General features: G+C 55.2%; 23 protein-coding genes, 1 other RNA gene, 1 pseudogene and 1 riboswitch. Of the genes and pseudogenes, 23 read left to right on the top strand and 2 right to left on the bottom strand.

Going from position 1 to position 24,747, the window contains the following annotated elements; all coding sequences use genetic code 11:
- Window positions 1–23 precede the first annotated feature (23 nt).
- From JC200_RS18785 to JC200_RS18885, 21 genes and pseudogenes are all read left to right on the top strand, one after another.
- The gene (locus tag JC200_RS18785; protein WP_274433244.1) at window positions 24–2,114 is read left to right on the top strand and encodes an HD family phosphohydrolase; all 2,091 of its coding nucleotides are present in this window, start codon (window positions 24–26) and stop codon (window positions 2,112–2,114) included.
- Complete coding sequence (gene ybeY, locus JC200_RS18790; protein ID WP_274433245.1) at window positions 2,111–2,563, top strand: rRNA maturation RNase YbeY; 453 nt, start codon at window positions 2,111–2,113, stop codon at window positions 2,561–2,563. The genes JC200_RS18785 and ybeY overlap by 4 nt, the downstream gene beginning before the upstream one ends.
- The gene (locus JC200_RS18795; protein WP_274433246.1) at window positions 2,560–3,045 is read left to right on the top strand and encodes a diacylglycerol kinase family protein; all 486 of its coding nucleotides are present in this window, start codon (window positions 2,560–2,562) and stop codon (window positions 3,043–3,045) included. Before ybeY ends, JC200_RS18795 begins: the two co-directional genes overlap by 4 nt.
- Window positions 3,046–3,067: 22 nt before the next feature.
- Window positions 3,068–4,006, top strand: coding sequence for a GTPase Era (era, locus tag JC200_RS18800; RefSeq protein WP_274433247.1), 939 nt, complete (start codon window positions 3,068–3,070; stop codon window positions 4,004–4,006).
- Between the two features lie 134 nt (window positions 4,007–4,140).
- Window positions 4,141–4,221: pseudogene (locus JC200_RS24510) on the top strand (YqzL family protein); the annotation flags it as partial.
- Between the two features lie 41 nt (window positions 4,222–4,262).
- A complete protein-coding gene (recO, locus tag JC200_RS18810) occupies window positions 4,263–5,066 on the top strand; it encodes a DNA repair protein RecO (protein WP_274433248.1) in 804 nt (267 codons plus the stop codon).
- Between the two features lie 92 nt (window positions 5,067–5,158).
- The gene (locus tag JC200_RS18815) at window positions 5,159–5,779 is read left to right on the top strand and encodes a transcriptional regulator CcpN (protein WP_274436598.1); all 621 of its coding nucleotides are present in this window, start codon (window positions 5,159–5,161) and stop codon (window positions 5,777–5,779) included.
- Window positions 5,780–5,817: 38 nt separating this feature from the next.
- On the top strand, window positions 5,818–6,636 hold the full coding sequence (locus JC200_RS18820; protein ID WP_274433249.1) for a pyruvate, water dikinase regulatory protein: 819 nt from the start codon (window positions 5,818–5,820) through the stop codon (window positions 6,634–6,636).
- Window positions 6,633–9,305: a pyruvate, phosphate dikinase gene (gene ppdK, locus JC200_RS18825; protein WP_274433252.1), complete on the top strand. Its 2,673-nt coding sequence runs from the start codon at window positions 6,633–6,635 to the stop codon at window positions 9,303–9,305. The genes JC200_RS18820 and ppdK overlap by 4 nt, the downstream gene beginning before the upstream one ends.
- Window positions 9,306–9,658: 353 nt before the next feature.
- The gene (gene dnaG, locus JC200_RS18830) at window positions 9,659–11,485 is read left to right on the top strand and encodes a DNA primase (RefSeq protein WP_274436599.1); all 1,827 of its coding nucleotides are present in this window, start codon (window positions 9,659–9,661) and stop codon (window positions 11,483–11,485) included.
- Window positions 11,482–12,630 carry an RNA polymerase sigma factor RpoD gene (rpoD, locus tag JC200_RS18835; RefSeq protein WP_274433253.1) on the top strand — a complete coding sequence of 383 codons (1,149 nt, stop codon included), beginning with the start codon at window positions 11,482–11,484 and terminating at the stop codon, window positions 12,628–12,630. The genes dnaG and rpoD overlap by 4 nt, the downstream gene beginning before the upstream one ends.
- Before the next feature lie 181 nt (window positions 12,631–12,811).
- Window positions 12,812–13,945 (top strand): acyl-CoA dehydrogenase family protein, encoded by a 1,134-nt coding sequence (locus JC200_RS18840; RefSeq protein ID WP_274433254.1) that lies wholly within the window; start codon window positions 12,812–12,814, stop codon window positions 13,943–13,945.
- A 113-nt stretch (window positions 13,946–14,058) separates the two neighbouring features.
- Window positions 14,059–14,649, top strand: a complete 591-nt coding sequence (locus JC200_RS18845; protein WP_274433255.1) for a YdcF family protein — start codon at window positions 14,059–14,061, stop codon at window positions 14,647–14,649.
- A 33-nt stretch (window positions 14,650–14,682) separates the two neighbouring features.
- Window positions 14,683–15,444: a tRNA (adenine(22)-N(1))-methyltransferase gene (locus JC200_RS18850; RefSeq protein ID WP_274433256.1), complete on the top strand. Its 762-nt coding sequence runs from the start codon at window positions 14,683–14,685 to the stop codon at window positions 15,442–15,444.
- The gene (locus tag JC200_RS18855) at window positions 15,441–16,547 is read left to right on the top strand and encodes a Nif3-like dinuclear metal center hexameric protein (protein WP_274433257.1); all 1,107 of its coding nucleotides are present in this window, start codon (window positions 15,441–15,443) and stop codon (window positions 16,545–16,547) included. Before JC200_RS18850 ends, JC200_RS18855 begins: the two co-directional genes overlap by 4 nt.
- An 80-nt stretch (window positions 16,548–16,627) precedes the next feature.
- An RNA gene (gene rnpB / locus JC200_RS18860) (RNase P RNA component class A) lies at window positions 16,628–17,027 on the top strand.
- 287 nt (window positions 17,028–17,314) lie between these two features.
- The gene (locus JC200_RS18865; RefSeq protein WP_274433259.1) at window positions 17,315–17,557 is read left to right on the top strand and encodes a hypothetical protein; all 243 of its coding nucleotides are present in this window, start codon (window positions 17,315–17,317) and stop codon (window positions 17,555–17,557) included.
- A 23-nt stretch (window positions 17,558–17,580) separates the two neighbouring features.
- Window positions 17,581–17,811: a hypothetical protein gene (locus JC200_RS18870; RefSeq protein ID WP_274433260.1), complete on the top strand. Its 231-nt coding sequence runs from the start codon at window positions 17,581–17,583 to the stop codon at window positions 17,809–17,811.
- A gap of 190 nt (window positions 17,812–18,001) precedes the next feature.
- Window positions 18,002–18,098, top strand: a riboswitch (cyclic di-GMP riboswitch).
- Between the two features lie 293 nt (window positions 18,099–18,391).
- A complete protein-coding gene (locus JC200_RS18875; RefSeq protein WP_274433261.1) occupies window positions 18,392–19,705 on the top strand; it encodes a helix-turn-helix transcriptional regulator in 1,314 nt (437 codons plus the stop codon).
- A gap of 128 nt (window positions 19,706–19,833) precedes the next feature.
- Entirely contained in the window at window positions 19,834–20,028 is a 195-nt protein-coding gene (locus JC200_RS18880) for a hypothetical protein (protein WP_274433262.1), read from the top strand.
- Between the two features lie 262 nt (window positions 20,029–20,290).
- On the top strand, window positions 20,291–21,055 hold the full coding sequence (locus JC200_RS18885; protein ID WP_274433263.1) for a TVP38/TMEM64 family protein: 765 nt from the start codon (window positions 20,291–20,293) through the stop codon (window positions 21,053–21,055).
- 44 nt (window positions 21,056–21,099) lie between these two features.
- On the opposite strand, the gene def is transcribed toward JC200_RS18885, so the two are convergent.
- The gene (gene def, locus JC200_RS18890) at window positions 21,100–21,828 is read right to left on the bottom strand and encodes a peptide deformylase (RefSeq protein ID WP_274433264.1); all 729 of its coding nucleotides are present in this window, start codon (window positions 21,826–21,828) and stop codon (window positions 21,100–21,102) included.
- Window positions 21,829–21,965: 137 nt separating this feature from the next.
- On the opposite strand from def, the gene map reads away from it, so the two are divergent.
- On the top strand, window positions 21,966–23,204 hold the full coding sequence (gene map, locus JC200_RS18895) for a type I methionyl aminopeptidase (RefSeq protein WP_274433265.1): 1,239 nt from the start codon (window positions 21,966–21,968) through the stop codon (window positions 23,202–23,204).
- A 67-nt stretch (window positions 23,205–23,271) separates the two neighbouring features.
- Here map and JC200_RS18900 read toward each other — a convergent pair whose 3' ends face one another.
- Complete coding sequence (locus tag JC200_RS18900; RefSeq protein WP_274433266.1) at window positions 23,272–23,472, bottom strand: hypothetical protein; 201 nt, start codon at window positions 23,470–23,472, stop codon at window positions 23,272–23,274.
- Window positions 23,473–23,784: 312 nt separating this feature from the next.
- Here JC200_RS18900 and coaA point away from each other — a divergent pair, with 312 nt between their 5' ends.
- Complete coding sequence (gene coaA / locus JC200_RS18905; RefSeq protein WP_274433267.1) at window positions 23,785–24,741, top strand: type I pantothenate kinase; 957 nt, start codon at window positions 23,785–23,787, stop codon at window positions 24,739–24,741.
- Window positions 24,742–24,747 lie beyond the last annotated feature (6 nt).

Genomic DNA, 24,747 nt, shown 5'->3' on the forward strand with positions numbered 1-24,747 from the left:
TGTTTGCAAGGTGGACTCAAATATTGCGCCAGTGGATGGATGATCCTAGGTTTCGGGAGAACCGCCGCGTGCGCGTCGGGATCTACGTTGGCCTTGGCATCGCCATGTTCGCGCTCCTCGTCGGCAGCGTTCTCCCACCGAGATATCAGTTTCAGGTGGGACAGACGAGCCCTGTTACGATTGTTGCGCCTGTCACTGCAGTAGATACAGAGGCGACTTTACAAGCACAACAGGCCGCAATGGACCGCGTCACCAAGCAGTATGTGCAGTCCTCCTCTGTCGAAACGACAGCGGAGAACCAATTGACGAGTCTGTTTCAAGTACTTGGCCAGTTGTCGACAGATAAACAGCTCAGTTCCTCAGACAAACTGGCCAGTCTCACGGCCTCTGCACCCAAAGGTATCACTTCAGCGACGCTCTCGGCGCTGCTTGCCATGAGCCCCCAACAACAGGGGGTGATTCAGAGTGTATCGCAACGGATTGTGCACGACTTACTTGCGACTCCGTTTTATAAAGAGACATTGCAGGAAGCTCAGCTTCTGGTGGACCAACAAATTGTCAAGTACAACCTGGGCCACACATCGAGCATGCTTGTGCAAAACTTAGTCGTCAGTACGCTCCAACCGAACATGATCTACGATAAGGCGGCGACAGAGGCAGCTCGCAAAGCTGCAGCGAAGGCGGTTGGCAACGTCTACATTCACCAAGGTGACATCATCGTGTCAAAAAACGGTGTCATCACACAAAGTGTCCTGCAGCGGATGAAAGACGTGGGCCTGTCTAGTGGCCAACACGACTACGGCATGACCATCGGCTTTCTGCTGTTTGTGCTCGTCTCAATCAGTTCGCTAGCTGCGTATATTGAGCGTCGGCCACCGCGCCGCAGGTTAGACAATGTGTTGCTCTTGGTCACCGCTCTCGTGTTGCTCTTAATGGGCATCGCGATTAGCGTCACGAAGGGGCTCATCAACGGCGGAGCCCCTTCCTCCGCTGCGTTTATTCTGCCCGTTGCGGTCGGAGCGATGTTGCTCGCGGTCCTGACAGATGCGTCACTCGCTGTTGTCGCTTCGTTTTTTGTGTCGTTCTGGTTCGGCGCTGCGATGGGGTTCAACTTTTGGTACGCGTTTATCAGCTTTCTTGGGTCCCTCGTCGGCGCGTACAGTGTGGCGACTGTCACACACCGCTCGACGTTCATGCGAGCGGGCTTTCTCGTCGCAGGGATGAACCTACTGTCTATTTTGACCATGCACCTGCTTCAAGCTGATAACAGTGCGACTTTTCACTCGTTCGCACTTCACGCGGGCTTCGGGATTCTCAACGGCATTCTTTCCGCAGTCTTAACGATGGGCATTCTACCGTTCTTTGAAAGCGCGTTTGGTCTGCTGACAGCCATCCACTTGCTCGAGTTGTCGAATCCGAACAACCCACTGTTGCGCAAAGTTCTGCTGGAGGCCCCAGGCACGTATCACCACAGCCTAATAGTCGGGAATCTGGCGGAAGCGGCGGCTGAAATTGTCGGCGCCGACCCCTTGCTGTGCCGGGTTGGCGCATATTATCACGACGTCGGGAAAACCAAGCGACCGCTCTTTTTCGTCGAAAATCAGATGACGAAGCAGAACCCGCACGAGAAAATCGCGCCGAGTCTCAGCCACCTCATCATCACGTCACATGTTTCGGACGGGCTCGAAATGCTTCAAAAGGCGGGTCTGCCAAAGCCGATTCGCGATATCTGCGCTACCCATCACGGGACGACTGCACTGTGGTACTTTTTTAACAAGGCACGTGAACAGGATAAAAATGGAACCGTCCAGTTGGACGACTTCCGCTATCCCGGTCCCAAGCCTAAGACTCGCGAGTGCGCAATTGTGATGATCTGCGACGCCGTCGAAGCTGCGGTGCGCGCAATGGCGAAACCGACGCCGAACCGGGTGGAAGGCGTGATCCGCAAAATCATCCGGGATAGGCTTGAGGATGGGCAGTTGGACCAATGTGATTTGACACTGCAAGACCTTGATGTCATGGTGCCAGCCTTTATGAAGACATTGAGCGGGATCTACCACGCGCGTATTGAATACCCTGATCCGGACAAAATCCGAAAGGAGATGGCGAAGTGAGTGCAGGCCTAGAAGTCGATGTTGACGTACGTGTAACAGATGCGCCGGCGGAAGTGACGTCGGGCGCGTTCGTGGCCCGTGTACTCTCTGCTGCGGCCACGCGAATCAACGCGGTCGGCGAAGTTTCTGTGTCGTTTGTCGATGATGAGGAAATTCACGAGTTGAACAAGGCGTACCGCGACGTCGACCGGTCCACGGACGTTTTGTCGTTTCCGATGGACGAACAACTGTCAGTCGATTCGCCAATGCTTGGCGACATCGTGGTGAGCTTGCCAACTGCCGTTCGTCAGGCACAAGAGTATGGCCACAGCCTGGCGCGAGAAGTTGGCTTCTTGCTTGTTCATGGTTTTCTTCACCTCAATGGATATGACCACGAAGAGCCTTCCGATGAACAGACCATGTTCGCGCTCCAAGACGAAGTGCTTGATGGTATCGGTCTCGCGCGGTGAGTTCAGTCGGACGCTTTGCGCGCGGCTTCTTGTATGCCGGTCGGGGCGTCGCGCGTACGCTCAAGACGGAACGGAATATGCGTGTTCACTTTACAGCCGGTTTGTGCGTGCTTGCGTTTAACGCTGCGGTTCGACCGCGCGCAGGACTTGTCGCGCTCGACATATTTGTCTGTGCAGTCGTGATTGCGACGGAACTCGTCAATACGGCGGTAGAGGCTGCCACCGACCTGGCGACAGATGGGCAGCGGGTTTACCCGGCAGAGGTGGCGAAGGATGCTGCAGCAGGCGCGGTACTGGTCGTCGCGGCTGGGGCAGTTGCGATTGCGCTGTATGTTGGATTCGCAACCTGGCCTTGGCGAATGAGGATTTTCAGTGCGGTTCACGTCAGTGGACTTGTGATTACCTCAGTCGCATTTTTACTGTGGCTGTGGTGCGTGGTAGGCGCTTTTACGATGAGCCGGGACGGACAAGCTCCGGCATAAAACTGTGATAGGAGGTCATCGCGTGCAGGGTCAGAAGGGCAAGGCTGCTGGGGACGGGACGCATAACACGTTTCGCTCTGGGTTTGCTGCGTTGATTGGCCGGCCCAATGTCGGTAAATCGACGCTCCTCAACGCATTTGTTGGACAAAAGATAGCGATTATGTCGAATCGACCTCAGACCACACGCAACCGCATCCATGGTGTGCTGACGACGGATGATGCGCAATTGGTGTTTATCGATACGCCAGGGTTGCACTCACCGCGTCACAAACTCGGCGAGTACATGGTTACGGCCGCAGAGAACGCGCTCAAGGAAGTAGACGTCGTGTTAATGGTCACTGACGCCACAGAGAATCGGCCAGACTTAGACAAGGTCGTGATTGACCGTCTGCGTTCGGTAGATACACCTGTGTACCTGGCGATCAACAAAGTCGACGCGGTCTCAAAACCAGACGTACTGACGTTTATTGATACATATCGCAAGCTATACCCGTTTCGGGAGATTATTCCGATCAGTGCTCGCGACGGGACACAACTTGACACGCTGAAGGCCTTGATCCTAAAGGAAATGCCAGCAGGTCCAAAGTACTACCCTGACGAGATGCTGACAGACCACCCTGAGCAGTTCATTATCGCAGAAGTCATACGCGAGAAGGTGCTCCGACTCACGCGGGAGGAAGTTCCGCATTCTGTCATGGTCGAAATCGAGCAGTTGGGACGAAAAGAAGGCAGCGATGTACTACACATCGGCGCGGTGATTTACACAGAGCGGGAGAGCCAGAAGGGGATTCTGATCGGCAAGCGCGGCGATATGCTCAAGCGCGTGGGCCAATTGGCTCGGCAGGAACTCGAGGCGCTGCTGGGAACGAAAATTTTTATGGAACTGTGGGTCAAAGTGAAGAAGGATTGGCGCAACGAGCCGAGTTTCCTGCGCCGATTCGGATTTGATGAGCAGGAGTAGAGCAATTTAGACAGAGCCAGTGCCCCGACTGGCAAACGATGCATAGTATAAGCCGGTAGGACGGCGGCAACCTAATTACGACGGCACCTCAATCCACGCAGCTGAACTTGAACTCTGGACAGGGGGCGATTTGGTTGCGGGAGTTTTCCTGGCGATACTTTACCTTGACGGGTGACATCGGTGCTTACTTATTGTATAAAAAACATGAACAACTTGATCGGCCGAAGACAAACCACAAGACGGAGACGAAGTAAGTTTGAACTATAACACAGAAGCGGTGGTGGTGCGTGCCACCGCCTACGGCGAGACCCATACGATTGTGAACCTGCTGACTCCGAGCGGAATCGTGGCTGCAATGGCTCGGGGTGCCAAAAAGCCGCAAAGTCGTTTGTCAGCAGGTGTGCAGCTGTGTGTACGCGGGATGTATGCACTGTACCAGAATCGCGGAATGGGACAGCTGAACCAAGTGGAAGTACTGGACGCAAGGAGGACCTTGCGCGAAGATTTGGAGCGGGCGGCGTATGCCGCCTATTTTTGTGAGTTGGTGGGGGCAGTTGCGGAAGAACGGCCACACGGGAGTAGCGCTGTGTACACCCAGTTTAACGGCGCACTAGACCGGCTAACCAGAGGCAGCGGCTATGGGCAGTCGGACGCGACAGGCTATGGCACGGCCCCAGCCATCGTGGCTCGGATATGGGAGGCCAAGGTGTTGCGGATGCTGGGGGCAAGCCCGACGTGGACCAGATGTGCACGTTGTGGGGCCGAACTTGTGCAAGGCGGCTGGTACAGCCCGGAAGAAGGCGGATGTGTGTGCGGCAGTTGCAAAACCGCGGATGACGCTGCTGGCAGCCGGCGCCAAGGAATTGCACTACAACGCGCACTGCCGCGAGTTTTGGAAAGTTTCAGTGTCATCCCTTGGGAACGGCTGGGAGACGTTCGTCTGACCGCACAGAGCGTTCGGACGCTCGACAACGTCTTGCGCACACAGATGTTTGACTATGCGGGTCTGTCACTGAAATCTCGCGAGATTTTACAGAGCCTCACCGAGTGGGAAAACTAACGAACATCGGGTGCAAACTGTGTTTGAATGATATATACTAATGCCAAGAATTCGATATATAGTATGGCACAATTGTGAGCGGGTGATGTTTCATCGAACTCTCGAGTCGTCAGCAGGCGATTATCGAAATTGTCAAACGCAACGGTCCGATTACCGGAGAGCAGATCGCTGAGTCACTCTCTTTGACTCGAGCGACACTGCGCCCCGATTTGTCGATCCTCACAATGGCTGGGTTCCTTGATGCGCGTCCACGGGTCGGATACTTTTACAGCGGCAAAAAGAATGCTGACCTGTTTGGCGAGACGTTGCGAAAACTGTATGTCCGCGACTACAAGTCTGTTCCTACGGTGCTTGAGGAAGGCAGTTCCGCGTACGACGCTGTGGTGGCACTGTTCGTGGAGGATGTTGGGACGATTATTGTTGCGCGCGGCGGTCGTTTGTGTGGCATTGTCTCACGCAAAGACCTGTTGAAGGTCGCGATTGGCGGGTCGGACATTCACAAGGTCCCGGTCAGTCTCGTCATGACGAGAACTCCGAACGTGATTACGGTGGACGTCGACGCTACGCTCTACGAAGCAGCTGTCTTGATGACGCGCCACGAAGTGGATTCGCTGCCTGTGACGCGGGGAGACCATGATGAAGTCGTTGGTCGCGTGTCAAAAACCACCATTACCAAGGCGTTTGTGGAACTCGGCCAGGTTCACGAAATTTAGGCGCACATCGAAGATAGCGCGGGGAGGACGAGAGTCGGTTGGAGACACCGGTGATTTACATCGTATCGGACTCGGTTGGAGAGACAGCAGAATTTGTCGCCCGGGCGGCGGCAAGTCAGTTTGACGGTGGCCATGTTGAACTCCGACGTGTGTCGCACGTGCATGAGCCGTCCGTGATCGATGAAACGGTCGAAAGTGCGAAGGAAGAAAACGCAGTGATTGTGTTTACAGTTGTACTACCGGAGTTGCGCGAGTATTTGCTACATCAAGCTCGACGCCTCGAAGTACCTGCGGTCGACATCATGGGGCCGATGATGGAAGCACTCGAATCCCTCATCGGTGCTCCCCCGCAACGCAAACCCGGGTTGGTTCACCAGCTTGACGCTGAGTACTTCAGACGGGTAGAAGCCATCGAATTCGCAGTGAAGTACGATGACGGGCGCGACCCGCGTGGCTTGGCGCGAGCTGACATTATACTGATTGGCGTCTCCCGCACGTCGAAGACGCCACTGAGCATGTACTTGGCACACAGGCGCATGAAGGTGGCGAACGTACCGCTCGTCCCTGAGGTGCAACCGCCTGAGGAACTGTTTGCACTCAAAGACAAGCGGAAGATTGTTGGTCTTCGCATTCGTCCAGAGAAGTTGAACCTGATTCGGCAAGAGCGTCTGCGCACTCTAGGTCTGACTCCACAGGCGAGCTACGCAAGCTACGAGCGAATCTCGGCCGAGTTGGAGTTCGCAGAAGATGTGATGCGCAGACTAAACTGCCCAGTGATCGACGTCAGTGACAAGGCTGTTGAAGAAACCGCAGGAATTATCCTCGAGATTGTGTCTCGAAAGGGGAGCGAAGCATGACGCAGTGGGTCCATCCATTCGCTACAGGTACCGCAGCAGATCGCTATTTGTTAGGCGGGAAGGGTGCCAATCTCGCGGAGATGACGAAGGCTGGACTGCCGGTGCCCCCTGGATTCACACTTGGGACGACTGCGTGTCACGCGTTTTATGACAGTGGTGAAACGCTGCCGGAAACGATGTGGACAGAGGTTCAAAGCGCAGTTCAGGCACTTGAGCAGGAGACTGAGAAGTCTTTTGGTGGCGCGGTGAACCCGCTCTTGGTATCGGTTCGCTCAGGGGCTCCGATCTCGATGCCAGGCATGATGGACACGGTGCTCAATTTGGGGTTGAACGACACAACAGTCCGTGCTCTTGCAGCGCAGACAGGCAACGACCGATTCGCATTTGACTGTTACCGCAGGTTTATCCAAATGTTCGGAGACGTGGTGCAAAGCATTCCGCATTATCAATTTGAGCACATCTTGGACGATGTAAAATCGGATGTCGGCGCGAAAGATGACCAGGCTTTGACCGCCGAGGACTGGCAAAGAGTCATTGCGGGTTACCGCAAGCTCGTAGAGCGGGAGACCGGCAAAGCGTTTCCACAAGACCCGTACGATCAACTGCGTCTTGCGATAGAAGCAGTGTTTCGTTCCTGGAACAACCAACGTGCGATTATTTATCGTCGCGTACACAAAATCGCGGACGACCTTGGCACCGCCGTCAACGTGCAAAGCATGGTCTTTGGCAATATGGGTGACAATTCTGGGACGGGTGTCGCTTTTACACGCAACCCATCGACCGGTGAACCGAGCGTGTTTGGCGAGTATCTGACAAACGCGCAGGGTGAAGACGTCGTTGCCGGTATACGCACACCAAAGCCGATTGCCGAACTTGCTCACGATATGCCTGAAATCTATACGCAGTTCCTACAGGTCTGCGAGCAGTTGGAAGCACACTACCGTGATGTACAAGACATTGAATTCACGGTGGAAGAGGGCAAACTGTTTCTCTTGCAGACGCGCAACGCAAAGCGTACAGCTGCTGCAGCCGTCAAAATTGCTGTCGCTCTTGTGGAAGAAGGCAAGATCGACAAAGCGACAGCTGTCTCTCGCGTCGACCCGGACCAGCTTGATCAATTGCTCCACCCAGGCATTGACCCGAATGCGCCTGTCGACGAACTCGCCCGCGGTCTCCCTGCGTCTCCTGGTGCGGCGTCGGGACGGATTACGTTTGATGCAGATGAGGCAGAGCAGTGGTCGAAACAAGGCGAGGCTGTCCTACTGGTGCGGACGGAGACGACACCGGAAGACATTCACGGCATTCTTGCCGCACAGGGGATTTTGACAAGTCGCGGGGGCATGACGAGTCATGCAGCCGTCGTGGCGCGCGGGATGGGGAAGCCTTGCGTTTGTGGCTGCGATGCACTGACCATTAATACGCGCGACGGATACGCCCGAATCGGTGACCGAACCTTGCGCAAGGGCGACGTGATCTCCATTGACGGCGCGACGGGGCGAGTGCTCCTAGGCGAAGTCGTGCGCGTCCAAGCAGAACTCTCCGCTGACTTTCAAGCCCTCTTGTCTTGGGCGGACGAAATTCGTCAACTCGGCGTCCGAGCGAACGCGGACAATCCGGAAGACGCCACCAGAGCGCGAGGGTTTGGCGCGGAAGGCATCGGACTGTGCAGAACGGAGCACATGTTCATGGCAGCTGAGCGGGTACCTGTTGTTCAAGCCATGATTTTAGCGTCCACACCGACCGAACGCGGCCAAGCGTTAGCGGCACTACTGCCAATGCAGCAGGACGATTTTTACGGCATCCTGAAGGCGATGGACGGACTACCCGTAACGATTCGCTTGCTGGACCCACCACTTCACGAGTTCCTGCCGAACCTCGAACAACTCGTCACGCGCCAGGCTGTACTTCAGACTCGCTTGCAGTACGAGAACGGTGCGGCGCGGACCTTGATTGAACAGGAACTAGCGGATGTCAGTAACCTCTTAGGCAAGGTACGTCAGTTGCACGAACTAAACCCGATGCTTGGGCACCGTGGTTGTCGCCTTGGCATCACCTTCCCGGAAGTGTACGAGATGCAGGCCAGGGCAATCTTCCAAGCGACAGCAGACCTCCAGAAGGAAGGTCTAAATCCCCAGCCTGAGGTGATGATCCCGCTCGTTGGAGTGAGGGAAGAGTTGCGTCGAATGAAAGAACTCGTCGAAACCACCGCACGGTCGGTCGAAGCCGAGACTGGGCAGACTCTGCCGTGTGTCATTGGCACTATGATTGAAGTGCCGCGCGCTGCGCTGACGGCAGACGAGATTGCAGAGGAAGCGGAGTTCTTCTCATTCGGGACCAATGACTTGACGCAGACAACGTTTGGGTACAGTCGTGACGATGCCGAAGGAAAGTTCTTGCATCACTACACGACCGAAAAAATCCTCCCAGAGAACCCATTCGCCGTACTCGACGCGACGGGAGTCGGCCAACTGATTCAGATTGCGACACAAAAGGGTCGCTCTGTCCGCAATGACCTTAAACTAGGCATCTGTGGCGAGCACGGGGGCGAAAAGCAGTCGATTCACTTCTGTCAAGTTCAGGGGTTGAACTATGTTAGTTGCTCACCGTTTCGGGTTCCACTTGCGCGTCTAGCAGCTGCCCACGCTGCACTGGTTGACCCTCGTACATAAGTGCGCCGTGTCGACCATAGGATTGAGTGCGGGCGAAATACAAGGATAAATTTAACTGACCTCGTCGATACTAGTGTTTGTTGAAATCGGGGTATCCCAATTGTCCAGTTTGATGTATACCGTGTATCGCGGCTTGCCAAACTGGAAACACCCGCGCCGAGTGTACACCCGGCGCGGATTTCGTCACAGCGGTGTCGGATTTTGGCGAAGCCCGCGATGTCATTTTCGAAACGAAGGAGGAAAAGAACTGAGCTTGTAGAATATAAAAATGCGGGTCAACGAACGAGTTCCTGCTTGCGCGTCTTCGCTCGGCGAAGTTGCTGAACCGCAGGAGGGGTGATCGTTTGGCTAGGATGGACGAATCGTTCGTTGAGGAAGTGCGTAAGCGTTCCGACATTGTAGACGTGGCGTCAGACTACGTCCAACTGCGACGCAGCGGGCGTTCGTATGTCGGACTATGTCCGTTTCACAATGAACGTTCACCTTCCTTTTCTGTTTCCGCAGACCGACAGATGTACTACTGCTTCGGTTGCGGGGCGGGAGGGACCGTCATTGGCTTTGTGATGGACATCGAAGGGCTTTCGTTTCAAGAAGCCATCCTTCGACTGGCGGAGCGTGCGAATGTTCCGATTCCGGACTTGGGCCCGGTTGACCATGACTCAGCTATTCGTTCGGCGAGTCAGCGAATGAAGGAAGCACACGACCTTGCGTCGAAGCTGTACAGCTACATTCTAATGAATACGAGTGCTGGTGTGCAAGCCCTGTCTTACCTGCAGTCCCGCGGATTGACGCGCCAAACTATGACGGAGTTCGGTGTGGGCTACGCTCCGAAAGACGGTCGGACAATCGTGAATTTCCTCAAGCGAAGGGGATTTGACGAGCGTCTCTTGGTGGAAGCGGGGTTGGCGGTGGACTTGGGGGGGCAGACAGTAGACCGCTTCCGCGATCGAGTGATGATTCCTATTTTCGACGCGCAAGGGGCTGTCGTTGCGTTTGGCGGCAGAAGTTTAGCGGCTGACGCGAAGCCAAAATACCTCAATTCGCCGGAGACACTGGTCTTTAAGAAGGGACTGCAACTGTATCATCTGCACAAAGCCCGGCGCGAAATGCGACGAGCACAGACTGCGATACTGCTGGAAGGCTACATGGATGTCATGTCGGTCTGGCAGGCTGGGGTAAAGCACTGCGTAGCTAGCCTCGGTACGTCGCTGACTGAAGAGCAGGCAGTGGTCTTGAAACGCAGCGCAGACCGTCTCGTGATAGCGTACGACGGAGACGCAGCAGGCCGAAAGGCGGCGATACGTGCCCTTGAAACAGCCCAAACGGCTGGACTCGAAGTGGGTGTTGTTCTATTCCCTGACGGGAATGACCCGGACGAGTTCATTACCAAGCGTGGTGCACAGGCGTTTCAGTCGTTCCTGCAGTCGTCTGTCCTTGCTCCTGTGGACTTTCTGATCGGGGAAGAACGGGTGAGAGCGAATTTGAGTTCGCCTAGTGGACGTACAGACTTCTTGCGACGTGCCCTGCAGTTGGTGGCGGAGCGTGCTTCGCCAATCGAGAAGGACCGGCTAGAACGTAGCCTGGCGTCTGAATTTGGTGTTTCTGTGGCAGCTTTGCATGAGGAACTTGCACTCATCAGTAAAGACGTAAAACGCAGCGATCGTCGCCAACATCGAACATCCGATCGTCCTGCAGAACCGAGCCGGGTCAAGAATGGCGCGGTGCGCGCAGGGGAACGTATTCTTCAAGCGATGATGGCCAGTTCCGGCATCGCTGAGTGGTTGATGAACCGTGGCGTGGACGAATTAGCCTCTCCGGAGCAAACGGCTCTCTTGGCTCTGTTCTACAGTTTTCGCGCCGACTTTCCGCAAGGGGAGTCGAGCGCGTTTATAGACAGCTTGGAGGACCCCGCGTTACGTGGGTATGCCTCGTCGCTGTTAATAGATGATAGCCCCGAATCAGACAATCGGGTACTAGAGGACTACTTGCGCACGATTCAACTTCACCAGTTACAGGCTAACCTGTTGACCTGTGCTAAAGAGAGCGATGAAGCACGACGCCGTGGCGACAGCGAACTTGCTGAAGCACTAGGCGCACAGGTGGAGGCTTTGAACGCTGCAATAGTTGCTTTGAAAATGCCCCACGACGTATTAGTGGGTAAAGGAGGCGGGGACCAATGAAAGAGATACAAAGAGAAGCGGCCCGCGAAGAGGAACGTGGACTCACCCTTCCAGAAGCAAAGAGTGCATTAGTGGAACTGGGGAAACGTAGAGGGTCCTTAACCTACACAGAGATCGTCAATCGATTGGGGTCGTTTGACCTTGACCCTGATCAACTCGATGAATTCTTTGACCACCTGTCCGAACAAGGCGTCGACATTTTGAACGAACGTGAAGATGACGACAGTCTGGATGACGAGGAAGAAGAATCCTCTAGTCGACCTGAAGAAGAAGAAGAGCGGTTCAACCTAAACGACCTTACCATGCCTCCTGGTGTCAAGATCAGCGACCCTGTACGCATGTACCTCAAGGAGATTGGTCGTGTTCCCCTCTTGTCCGCTGCAGATGAGATTGAATTGGCAAAGCGGATTGAGGCGGGCGATGAGGAAGCAAAGCGTCGCCTAGCGGAAGCAAACCTGCGCCTCGTCGTCAGTATTGCGAAGCGCTACGTCGGGCGGGGTATGTTGTTTCTTGACCTCATTCAGGAAGGCAACCTTGGTTTGATTAAGGCTGTCGAAAAGTTTGATTATCGCAAGGGTTACAAGTTCAGCACGTACGCCACGTGGTGGATTCGGCAAGCGATTACTCGTGCGATTGCCGACCAAGCGCGGACCATTCGCATCCCGGTACACATGGTCGAAACGATCAATAAATTGATTCGCATCTCCCGTCAGTTACTGCAAGAACTCGGTCGTGAACCGACTGCCGAGGAGATTGCGGCTGAGATGGACATGACGCCTGAGAAAGTGCGTGAGATTCAGAAGATCGCGCAGGAACCTGTGTCGTTGGAAACGCCGATTGGTGAAGAGGACGACTCCCATCTGGGCGACTTCATCCCAGACGATGAAGCCCCGGCGCCTGCCGACGCGGCCGCCTATGAGCTGTTAAAAGAGCAACTCGAAGATGTGCTCGACACTTTGACGGAGCGTGAGGAGAATGTGTTGCGTCTCCGGTTCGGTCTTGATGATGGTCGCACACGGACGCTCGAAGAAGTCGGTAAGGTGTTTGGCGTGACGCGGGAGCGCATTCGGCAAATTGAGGCGAAGGCGTTGCGTAAACTCCGCCACCCGAGCCGGAGTAAGCGGTTGAAGGATTTTCTGGAATAGGTCATTCACCGCCTTTTGACTGACACGGGCGGTGGGGCTGTCAGACGGTGCAGGCATGTAATACGTTCCCTGCGAACTGACTTCCTCACCGCCCTTTTGCGTCTCTAGGATGTAAACGCTTTGACTCGTATAATGGAATCGGTAGACTGCTTGGAACTGCTCACTTACGGGAGGAGATCGCTTGGATTTCGAACTAACCAGAGAACAGCGAATGATTCGGGACACGGTGCGGGATTTTGCGGAGGCAGAGATTGCCCCTCATGCGTCAGAGTGGGATAAGACAGAACACTTTGCGCATGATGTGTTTGCCAAAATGGGGGAACTTGGTTTCTTGGGAATACCCTTTCCTGAAGAATACGGTGGTTCTGGCGGGGATATGGTCAGCTATTGCTTGGCCGTGGAAGAGGTCGGTCGCGCATGTGGGGGGACTGGTCTTAGTTTTGAAGCGCATGTGTCGTTGGCTTGTACACCGATTTTCCTTTATGGCACTGAGGAGCAAAAACAGCAGTACCTGGTCCCGCTTGCTTCAGGCAAAGAGCTTGGTTCGTTTGGCCTGACGGAACCAGGCGCTGGCTCAGACGCAGGAGGTACGCGTACGACAGCGGTTGCGGACGGGGATGAATGGGTAATTACCGGCACTAAGATTTTTAACACCAACGGCGGTGTCGCATCGACAGTGGTCCTCACAGCCGTAACCGATCCGGTGAATCGCGGCATCAGTGCTTTTATCGTGCCGACGGACACGCCAGGGTTTTCGGTCAGCAAGGCGTACGACAAGTTGGGCATGCGCGCCTCCAACACAGTGGAACTCATCCTGGACGGAGTTCGTGTACCGAAGGAGAACCTGCTTGGCCCCCTGAATGCCGGTTTCAAGCAGTTCCTGACGACTTTGGACGGCGGTCGCGTGGCCATTTCTGGGCTCGCCATCGGCATCGCCAGAGCGGCTTTTGAGACAGCACTCAACTACGCTAAGACAAGAGTGCAGTTTGGTCAGTCGATCTCGAAATTTCAAGCCATCCAGCATAAACTTGCGGACATGGCGATGCACATTGATCTCGCCCAGAACGCAATGCTGAAGGCAGCATGGCTGTGCGACAACGGTAAACCGTATAGCTTGGAGGCGTCATATTCGAAGCTGTTTTCATCCGAAATGTGCACCCGGACGTGTGAACAGGCTGTGCAAATTCTCGGCGGCTACGGGTACATGCGCGAATACTCGGTCGAACGCAATTACCGCGACGCCAAACTGATCGAGATCGGCGAGGGCACCTCAGAGGTCCAGCGCCTCGTGATTGCCCGTCAACTCGGCTGCTAAAATCACTTCTAAGTTGGACATCCCGTCGTACATTATAATGATGGCCGATGACCGGTCAGAGGACCCGGTGGCCGTTCAAGTGCCGTGGAGGAACGACGGGAGGCGCAGCACCTGTGTGGCGATTCTTGGGGTTTGCACTCATTGGCATTGCCCTTATGGCTGTGTTGGCTGCAGTTCTTCTCAGGGTGGCTGCGTATAAAATTCGGAGTATGGGGCGACATGAAGTCCCGAGGCCGTCCGACGCAGCCATCGTCCTCGGAGCCTATACTGATGGGTTCCGGCCAAGCCGGGCCTTACTCGCTCGACTGCGCGCCGCTCTGCACTTGTTTCGACAAGGCTATGTCGGAGCCGTCATCGTCAGCGGCGGTCGCGGAGAGGACGAAACAGTGACCGAATCCAGTTCCATGCGCCGTTTTTTGATCCTCAACGGAGTTCCAAGCGAGGTCATCTTGGAAGACCGTTACTCGCGCGATACCTGGGAAAACTTGCGCAACAGTCGACATGTCATGAGCGATCACGGATTGCGCTCAGCGGTCATCGTGACCAGTGACTATCACTTGCCGCGGGCACTGGCTGTTGCGCAACAACTGGACATGCAGGTGAGTGGGTTTGCCGCTTGGTCGTCCAAGTCAGAAATCCGTTACGCGTATCGGGAAGTCATCGCGCGCATCAAATACACACTGACGGGGCAGGCCGCATTATGACGGGCCTGGGTCCCGTCCCCGTGAGGTGAGCGAGTGGCCGTCACGCTGTCGGCTCGGTTACAGGCAATTGCAGACTTTGTGCCACACGGCGCACGTGTTGTGGATGTTGGAACAGACCACGCCTTACTGCCCATTTTTCTCGTCCAAACGCGCGTCGCGACCTCTGCCATTGCGACCGATATTGCTGCACTTCCGGCTCATTCGGCCGCCACAAACGTGCGGGCGCACGGACTCACGAACGTGGTTGCCGTCCGGGTGGGACCTGGTCTAAAAACTGTTCTTCCGGGCGAAGTGGACACGGTCATTGCTGCAGGAATGGGGGGCGGCACGATTCGCGCGGTTCTGTCCGATTGCGAAGACGTGCTCAAGCGCGTTGAGCGCATCATTGTCCAGCCCATGAATCAAGCGCAACACGTGCGGTCCTTCTTTCTCGAGAACGGATGGGCACTGACTGCGGAACGAGCCATTCTCGATCACGGACGAATCTACGAGGTGCTGACCGCGGTCCCGGGTACAGAGCGTGAGGTCATGCAAAGTTACGCGGACTTCGCGGGCGATGACATAGCAATGAGTGTCGCTTTGGAACTCGGGCCTAGGCTGTTACAAGACGGGACGCCAGAGTTCTTGACACGCGTCAAGGAGACTTTGGAACATTGGCGTAGACGCGCGCACAAGATGAGGCAGAGTGGACGCGACGACGTTAGAAGTCAGGTGAACCATCTCGGGCGCCAGATTGTCTGGTTAGAAGCCTGGTACAACGGACAAGCTCAGAACGAGGGGGCAGGTACTCGATGATCACCGCAAGAGAAGTAATTGCAGTGGTCGAAGCTTTCGCACCGACTTCTCTGGCTTTTCCAGACGACCCAATTGGCCTGCAGGCAGGCCGAATGGACAAACCGGTAGCGAAGGTGTGGCTCGCACTCGACCCGTCGCCCGCCGTGATCGCTGAAGCGGTGCAAGCAGGCGCAGACCTTCTCATTACGCATCATGAACTGTTTTACCGACCACTCAAACGCCTTGACACCCAGTCTTGGCGCGGAAGGGCTATCGCGACTGCGATCCAAAACGACCTGACAATCTACGCCGCGCACACCAACCTTGATGTGACGGAAGGCGGCGTGAATGACGTCTTAGCCGAGTTGTTTGAACTGAGGAACGTCGAAATCGTTGACCGCCTCAGCAATGAACGCTTGCGTAAACTCGTCGTCTTTGTACCGTTGGCGCACGCCGAACGGGTGCGCAGTGCCATCTGCGACGCCGGGGCGGGGTTCATCGGCCGTTATAGCCACTGTACTTTCAACACGCCCGGGCAAGGAACGTTTCTCGCACAGGAGGGAGCTGACCCGTTCCTTGGTGAGGTAGGGGAACTGACCCGTGCCGACGAGGTCCGAATTGAAACGGTGGTTCCCGAACAACTGACGGAGCGAGTCATCCGTGCGATGGTCGACGCCCATCCGTACGAGGAAGTCGCCTACGACCTGTACCCGCTCGAGTTGATGGGGAGGCCGTTCGGGATCGGACGCGTCGGCGACTTAGACAGCCCGCGTTCACTCGGTGGATTCGCGGACTTCGTCAGACAGCAGTTAGGGCTGAGTCATATCCGTTTCGGAGGTGATGCCGAAACTGTCATCACACGGGTTGCGGTAGTTGGCGGTTCTGGTGGCCGATGGGCCGACAAGGCGCGTGCTCAAGGCGCTCAAGTGTTGGTGACTGCTGACTGCGACCATCATCAGGTGGCTGAAGCGTGGGAGGACGGGTTGGCGATTGTCGACGCCACGCACGCAGCTCTGGAACGGCCCGTTCTGCATAGGCTGCGCGAGGTTATTGAGGAAGGAACAAAGAGGCAAGTGGATGTTCACGTTTCAGCACTACGCGAAGACCCTTTCACGTGGGCATGAACCTTGGCAGTCGTGGAAATACATACATTTGAAGTGGACAGTCAACCTGCAGTATACTAGTTCTCGTTGACTCCAACTGGGAAGTAAGCTGGGCAGCCGCCGGTGCAGTGTCGAAAGGCCGCACGGGAGGAAAGTCGGAGCTCCGCAGGGCAGGGTGCCGGATAACGTCCGGCGGGAGCAATCCTAGGGAAAGTGCCACAGACATGTAGACCGCCGATGGCCGCTACGCGGCACAGGCAAGGGTGCAACGGTGCGGTAAGAGCGCACCAGCGGGTTGGAGACAACCCGGCTAGGTAAACCCCACCCGGAGCAAGACCGGATAGGAGTGCACATGCGATGGCCCGTCGCGCACTCGGGTAGGTCGCTGGAACCGGCTGGCAACAGTCGGTCTAGATAGATGGTTGCCGCTCCACAGTGCGAGGCGCTTGCGCCGTTTGCAGCACAGGAGTACAGGACTCCGCTTACAGGCTTGCTTCCCAATGAGTTTTCATAGAGTACGCGGCATGCTGACTCTGTCAATGTCGCGTATTACACAAGGAACGACTGGTCAGGCGAATGCCTGGCCATTTTTTTTATGTATCCCCTGCTGTGTAGTCGGCCGGTTCTGTCGGTTCCGGGGCTAAGCGGACGGACAGAGCAGTAGCGATTTAGGACTCTCGGTCAAAAGATGGACTAGTTCCTTGGTTCGTTTATCCTAGACAAGCTCCGGACAGTTGCGTTTAATACAGTGTGTTCAAATTATCTTAATCTAGTCTGGAGGGTTTTCCGTGAGCGAACATTGTGAACGGCACCATCATCACCATCATCACCACCACCACCGACGCGCTGTGGAGGTGGTTGTCGACCCCAAGATTCGGAACGTGGATAGGCAGGCACAGGCGCAGTTTCAGGCACAGCTAGAGGCACAGCGGCAGCTTCAAGCTCAATTCCAAGCACAAGCACAAGAGCAATTGCAATTTGAGGCTCAGCTGCAAGCCCAGCTTCAAGCAATTGCCAGGTTGCTCGGCTAATCTACTCGAAGGAGGTCTCTCGTATGAGTCATCATGAGTCGCATCACACGAAGCCTTATATTAAAGTTCATGTTCGTCCAGACATCGTGAACGAAGACAGCCAGGCACAGGCGCAGCTCCAAGCCCAAATTCAGTTGCAGCAGCAGCTACAAGCTCAGTTAGAAGCGCAAAGGCAGCGCCAAGCACAACTTCAGGCGCAGATCGAAGTACAGCTTGAGGCAATTCTTCGAAGAGTTACAGCTGTGATTGGCTGATCGGCGGGTGTTGACAGAAGCTGAAGCACTTCTATGAGCGACGATAGGGGCAGTATTCGTAAGTTAAATGCTGCTCCTGTTGTCATCAACATTACATGGGCCTGTCTTTACAGTTACATGGCCATTGTGTGGCGCGAGGTTGCAATGCTGTTCAATGGATTCTAAAATACATACAATTAGGAAAATTAGAAATGTCTCATGGCAAACTAGGGGAAACTCTGGGACGCAAAGCCACGGATCTAAGGGGGTTCACGTATGTGGACGCCTATGAACGCCGGGTTGCCATTTCTTGATCCACGGCATCAGCGTGGCTTTGCACAGGCAATCCGGACTCGGGTTGCTTCTTTTTGTGATTTCAGGAGGTACGCGGAAGTCAAAATTGAGGCTGCTCCAAAGGAGCAGCCAAAGCTTGCGTTACATCGACGATACCACCATGGGTTCAGGAGGGAGATTTGGCTTTATCGGTAAGATAGCGAGTGACGATGCCGATAGGAACAGCAGAACTGCGATCACACTTGTGACTGCCTTCATGGTTTCACCCCCTTTCTTCAATGATCCTGCCAGACGGAGGCGAGCACACATGGATGAAGCTGAGCGTGGACTGGTTTCACTCGTCATCGGTTACCAAATTCGCCGGTGCCGCCAATCTCGGCACTTGTCGCAAGCAGAAGTCGCGCAAGGAATCGGCAGTCAATCGATGATTAGCCTCTTAGAGAGCGGGCGGCAGGTACCTGCTCCTGACGTGCTGCGCTTGATAGCAGAGCGCCTAGATGACCCTGTACTGCTCTCTTACGCGGGGCTATTAAATTCGACGGCTTGGACGTTTGACGACTTTGCTGCTGGAAACCTGACGTTGCTTCATGAAGTGCTGCGTGCGCATCGCGGGCGCTGGCAGGAGGTTCACGTAAAGGTCGCGCTCCAACTCTGCGAACACTACTATACAAACAAAATATTCGGAATAGTTGACGAAATGTGCGGTTTGATTATGAGTCATACCAATCGCGATATCGACCGTGTAAAGGCGTGTTTTTACTACGGAAGCACGCATTTGTTCTCTCACCAGTATGATTTAGCTTTGAAGTGGCTCAATGTGGCACTCGAAAAGAACGACGTTTTGGACGACTATACGACAGGCCGCCTCTACTACAATCTCGCCTACGCGCATCTTGAACTACTCAATGATGGCGCAGCTATTTGGTACGCAAAGTTGGCCGTTGACACCTTCCTTCGCATCAACGCTTATCCTCAGCATGCCAAGTCGCTCGGGCTGCTCGGTGTCATTCAAGGTCAACTCGGTCAGCTCGAAGACGCGCGCCCGACACTTGAGCGTGCGTACGAAATGATGGAACGGTGGGATGTTGACCAGTCCGATCTCATCCGAGTTGCCAACAGCATTGCCGATGTGTGCCAATCGACTGGTGACTTGAACGCTGCAGAGCAGTGGTGTCGATTGGTGATTGACTCCACACAAGCTGACCCGGATTACCCAACTCTATCTGCAGCACACCAGACGTTATGTCTAGTTCGTATGGGACGCGAGGAGTGCAAGGCTGCCTTGGCAGAGGCGCAGTTGGCAATTGCTGCGGCAGAGCGCGCAGTGGATGCTCGGCTGTTGTGTCACGCTTATCTGCTCGCGACCAGTGTAACAAGGAATCCACTTGAACAAGTTACAGCGGCCGAGCATGCATACAGAACAGCAGAGGGGGCTGGCCTCGCCATCGAACAGGCGATTTCGGCTGATTGTCTGGCAGTACTGCTCGCTCCCCATGACCCTATGCGGGCAGAGGATTTCCGCCGTCAAGCACTGCAGTCGTATCGGCGGTACGTCTCTCGAGGAAGGACGTTTTCAGCGGTCTTACGTTACCTACGCTTAAGCGACGATTATGAATCATAACTGTCGAGGTGTTGAAGCGATATTCATCATAACAAAAGTGCAAGGATTCTTGGCCAGACTGTTGAATTCACCCGACAGAGAGGCGAACACTGACACCCTTCACATTCAGCAGAAAGGAGGCGTAGCAAATGAAACACAAGAAGCACTGGTCTGCGTTCGTTCTAACGACCATGAGTTTGATTGTGACGGTACCCCCATCATTTGTCGCCACCGATTCGCGCAAGATTGTGATTGAGGTTGGACCGTTGGGCGCTACTCCTGCAGTGGTGGTGACAGCACAGTCTGGGCAAGCCTCAACTTGGGTTCTGCAGATTACACTGTAGTCATACTTTGTCACAGTTGATTGTTCTTCGCGATGGTCATGCAGAGCCCCGGTGTCTTGGGGCTCTGGTGTTGCGAGTCAGTGTCAGTGCGCAACAACTGGGGCGCTGTCTCGAAGGCGTTGAAAAGAGTGTGGGGCTGTTGGCTGGTCGGCGGTTCGCAGTTACGCTACTCCTCATGGCACTCGGCATTGCTCTTGTGTCGAGAATAGGTGTGCGCGTGCCTGGGTATGGTTAGACTGGAGTCGTGAAGGAAGGTGCCACTATGTCCACTTTCAAATCTGCTACGCCAGGCGATCGGTCGAGGTCATCTGAGTCGTCTGCCGAGGAACAGGTGGTGCATGACCAGGGCGGTGCCACGTTGGCTCAATCCGGAGTACGACGGAAACTGCGGAGCATACTGTGGGGTGCCGCAGTGATTTTGGTCGGTGCGTTGCTTGTTGCTGCCTTCTTTTACTTCGACAGAAATGACCGACTCTCGCGTCTCATTTTGGCGACTGGGGCGTGGGGCATCGTGATCTCGATAGTGGCTATGACGCTCTTCTGCATTATCCCAGTCCCGTCCGAGTTCCTGTTGGTTCTGAATATGAAGGTGTACGGCGTTTGGTGGGGCAGTCTTTTCAGTTGGACGGGTTCGATGCTGGGATGTATTGCCGTCTTCCTCATTTCTAGATACTGGGCGGGCGGTTTGCTGCGCCCTTTTATCACTAACGAGCAGATGAGTAAAGTTGAAAAGTGGGTCGGTCACCACGGCGTGACTGGTCTAATTCTGGCGCGTATCGTGCCGTTGCCGTTTATTGTTGTCAACTACACGGCAGGCGTTGTTCGGTCTGTAACGCTCTGGAACTTCACGTGGACTTCAGCGGTCGGTGGCATCCCGTACTATTTGGGTGCGGCGTGTGTGTTCCTTGGCTTCTCCAGGCGATACATGGTGTGGCTGATTGTCGGAGCAGTCGCGGTGATCGGTGTGTGGGCGGTTGGTTACCTGTACAACCGCCACGCAAGTCGACTGTTGTGGTGGTCGCACTGAGAGACGGTACGCGAGTCCGATTGAAACAGACCTGTCAAGGATTGTCACTCGGACGATTCGAATGTCTCTTCTAAGGACGACCCCACTCGCTCGAGAGCCTGGATAGCCTGATGTAACACTTCAGCGTGTCCCGATGCCATTCCTGTCTCGTCCAGTATCTGCTGGGCCAATACAGCCTTCCAAGCAGCATCAGCAAACAGGTCCGCAGCGAGCCGCAGGTCTGATTCACCACTGCCCCCCTTCAACGTTTCAGGGGCCGTATTGCTATCGTCAGACTCTGATACATGAACCAGGTTCAGCGTCATCAGCTGTTCAAAGAGGTCCTCATCCGGTAAGTGGTCCATGAACAAGACGCCGTTCAGATGGTCTACCTCGTGGCAGAGAATGCGTGCGTCCAAACCATTTGCTATCACCTCTATGGGCGTACCGACGACGTCTTGGGCAACGAGGCGAATACGCTCTGGTCGCCTGACTTCCAACACGATGTCGGGAAAACTCAGACATGACTCATATCCACTGACGTCTCCTGTTCTTTCAACAATTTCCGGATTCACGAATGCCACGGGGCCTGAACTCGTGTTCATCACAACTGCACGTACGGGTACCCCAATTTGCGGAGCCGCGAGACCGAGTCCACGGTGCGCTTCCAGTGTGTCGAGCAGGTCCGTGAGCAATAGATTCAAGTCCATGCCAAACTCGCGCACGGACTCACAGATTTCGCGTAACACAGGCACATCGCCGTGAACGATGGGGCGAACACTCATGAGTCTCATCTCACTTTCTCGATGTCATCTCACGTGTAGCGAATGCATGGTAAATTGACTTTGCCCCTGCGATGCGCCTATGCACAGATGCCCGTTTCTAGCTCCTCACGCCCAGCATAGGGTCTATGTGAGGGGGCGAAGGTCTCATGATCAGAATCTTGTCGCAGTCGCAGGTCCAGCGCTTGCGCATCGCGTGTTCGATTAACGCGGCTGCGCACCGAGCCGCCGCCGCAGTGGCACACCCTGGAGCCACCACGAAGGAAGTCGAACAAGCGGCATTTGCGGAACTTACCCGTTGGGGCGGTGAACCCTCGTTTATCACCGATGCGGGTTTTCCATCGAGCGCCTGCATCTCTGTCAACGACGAGACAGGCCACGGGATACCAGGCAGTCGCCGACTCCAAGCAGGCGACGTTGTCAAGGTGGACATCGGCGTGCTCTATCAGGGCCTGCACTCTGATGCGGCGCGCACCATCATCATTGGCGACGCCCGACCAACACGGGTATACCACCTCGTCAGGACGACGGAGAATGCACTTCGGGCAGGCATCGCAGCGGCGCAACCGGGTAGGCGGCTGTCCGATGTGTCGTCAGCTGTTGCTGAGACAGTTCGTGCTGCGGGTCTGGCGGTAGTCAAGTCTGCGTTCGGGCACGGCATCGGCGAGTCATTGCATGAAGAACCTAGTGTTGCCAATTTCGGTCCGCCAGGTCTAGGCCCCATTTTGCGTCCGGGAATGGCGATTTGCATCGAACCCGTAGTCTGCGAAGGCAGTGGGCTCGTGACACGTCGAGGCGACGGTTGGACGGACGTGACCGTCGATGGGTCGCTAGCTGCCCACTTTGAGCACACCGTACTAATCACCGGCAGCGGTCCACAAGTGTTGACTGCGCAAGACCCCCGCGAAGCAAGTTTTGCGCCTTGCTGGGTGGGAGAGGGCGAGCCTATCGAAGCAGGGGTGTGGTGCCGGACTATGAGACCAGGAGAAGAAACTGAAGTGTTTGAGCAAGTGGCTGCTGTGATGGACCCGGTGCTGATTTCGGCATTCGGCCGCCGTGCCAAAGTTGATGAAGTTTTAGGCGTCGCTGATAGCCAGGTGGTCGTCGTCGAGACCGAAGGTGGCAAGAGAGGATTCGTTGTGCTGTCGAGGACAGGAGAGTCGATGCACGTACATGTGTTGGCAGTTTCGAGGTCGTTTCAGCAAAATGGCCTTGGCCGAAAAATCATGCAGAAGGTCGAAGCGATTGCGCGATTAGCCGAATGTCGTCAGGTGACGCTGTGTGTGCAAACGTCCAATCCGCGCGCACAATCGTTTTACACACGTCTGGGTTATGAGGTGGTCGGGCCATCTTACGTCAATACACTGGACATGTATAAACTGCTGTGAAGCAGGGCTCGCCACAAAGACGGCTGTCTTCCCGCCATCGGATGGGACGGCAGCCGTCTTTGCGCACTCAACCGCGACGTCTGCCCTGTGGCTTATGTTGTGCTGTAAATGGAATGTACGGTTGCTGCCCGGATTGTGAACCGGCCGGAGGCAGCCAACCGCGACGTTTTGCACCGTTGTGAGCGATTTTCAACAGTTCACGAAGTCGTTCGTCTTGCACCACCCCAAACGCGAGCGAGCCAAATTTGAGGACTGTGTCTACCTTCACGCCGCCCACCTCTCTTTGTCATCTGACTCTCTTTCTCTTAGGGTATGCATTCAAACATGCGCTGTGTTGGACCTCTGCCTGACTCCTGCATTTCCTCAGTGCCAGAATATCCCCACACACTCAGATAGGTCTGGCATGGTTTCGTGGTCGATGATGCTATAATGAGAGTCGGTCTGTCACTGTAGCTTGCACGCTAGAGGCAAGAAACAGGATAATAGATAGGTCGGCCACCAACTGTTTGAACAGATTGCCATCTGATTGTGTCTGGGCTGCCATGCACAGGTAGGTGTCAGGACGGAGGCGTACCACCTCGTGAGTGTTGACCTGAAACAGCAGTTTTCCAGGTATGTGACCTTTACGCGTGCGCAGTGGGCTCCGTTGCGAGCTGCAACGCCACTGCCACTAGATGAGGAAGACCTGGAGCAGTTGCATGGACTGAATGAGCAAGTGTCAATGTCCGAGGTTGAAGAGGTGTATCTACCGCTCTCACGGTTGCTTCACCTCTACGTCGAAGCCACGAAGAGCCTGTATGAAGTGACAAGTGAATTTCTTGGCAGTGCTGCCGCAAAGGTGCCGTATATCATCGGCATCGCCGGCAGTGTGGCCGTGGGGAAGAGTACGACGGCCCGCATCGTGCAGGCGCTTTTGTCACGCTGGCCAAGTCATCCAAAAGTCGACCTGATTACGACGGATGGTTTTTTGTATCCAAATGCGGTGCTGGAGCAGCGACAGCTGATGAAGCGCAAAGGCTTCCCAGAGAGTTATGATGTCCGCAGGTTGATTAACTTCATGGCTGATGTCAAGTCCGGACTTCCTCTAGTGGAAGCCCCCGTCTATTCACACCTAGTCTACGATGTGGTGCCGGGGTCCACAGTGCGGGTTCAGTCGCCAGATATTGTGATTGTCGAAGGGCTGAACGTATTGCAGACCAATGGCAACCGGTCGACACGTAAGGCGCCGCGCTTGTTTGTGTCGGATTTCTTCGATTTCACAATTTATGTGGACGCCAGTGAAGCGGACATCCGCAACTGGTATATTCAGCGTTTTCTGCGCTTGCGTGACACAGCATTTCGCGACGAAAAGTCGTACTTTCGCCGCTACGCCGACTTGTCGGTTGATGAAGCTATCGATACTGCGTCTCAGATCTGGGATGAAATTAACGCAGTCAACCTGCGCGCGAACATTGAACCAACGCGTCAACGCGCGCAGTTGATCTTGGAAAAAGGACCCGCGCACAAAGTCGAACGCGTTCACCTGCGAAAACTATGAGGGTGT

Source organism: Alicyclobacillus sp. ALC3 (assembly GCF_028751195.1).
In the GTDB taxonomy this organism is placed as follows: domain Bacteria; phylum Bacillota; class Bacilli; order Alicyclobacillales; family Alicyclobacillaceae; genus Alicyclobacillus_L.

Excerpts from the sequence above, each read along its gene's own strand:
- def (WP_274433264.1), bottom strand. The coding sequence starts at position 21,828 with ATGAGACTCATGAGTGTTCGCCCCATCGTTCACGGCGATGTGCCTGTG.
- JC200_RS18855 (WP_274433257.1), top strand. The coding sequence starts at position 15,441 with ATGATCACCGCAAGAGAAGTAATTGCAGTGGTCGAAGCTTTCGCACCG.
- dnaG (WP_274436599.1), top strand. The coding sequence starts at position 9,659 with ATGGACGAATCGTTCGTTGAGGAAGTGCGTAAGCGTTCCGACATTGTA.
- map (WP_274433265.1), top strand. The coding sequence starts at position 21,966 with ATGATCAGAATCTTGTCGCAGTCGCAGGTCCAGCGCTTGCGCATCGCG.
- JC200_RS18885 (WP_274433263.1), top strand. The coding sequence starts at position 20,291 with ATGTCCACTTTCAAATCTGCTACGCCAGGCGATCGGTCGAGGTCATCT.
- JC200_RS18880 (WP_274433262.1), top strand. The coding sequence starts at position 19,834 with ATGAAACACAAGAAGCACTGGTCTGCGTTCGTTCTAACGACCATGAGT.
- ppdK (WP_274433252.1), top strand. The coding sequence starts at position 6,633 with ATGACGCAGTGGGTCCATCCATTCGCTACAGGTACCGCAGCAGATCGC.
- rpoD (WP_274433253.1), top strand. The coding sequence starts at position 11,482 with ATGAAAGAGATACAAAGAGAAGCGGCCCGCGAAGAGGAACGTGGACTC.
- JC200_RS18870 (WP_274433260.1), top strand. The coding sequence starts at position 17,581 with ATGAGTCATCATGAGTCGCATCACACGAAGCCTTATATTAAAGTTCAT.
- JC200_RS18875 (WP_274433261.1), top strand. The coding sequence starts at position 18,392 with ATGGATGAAGCTGAGCGTGGACTGGTTTCACTCGTCATCGGTTACCAA.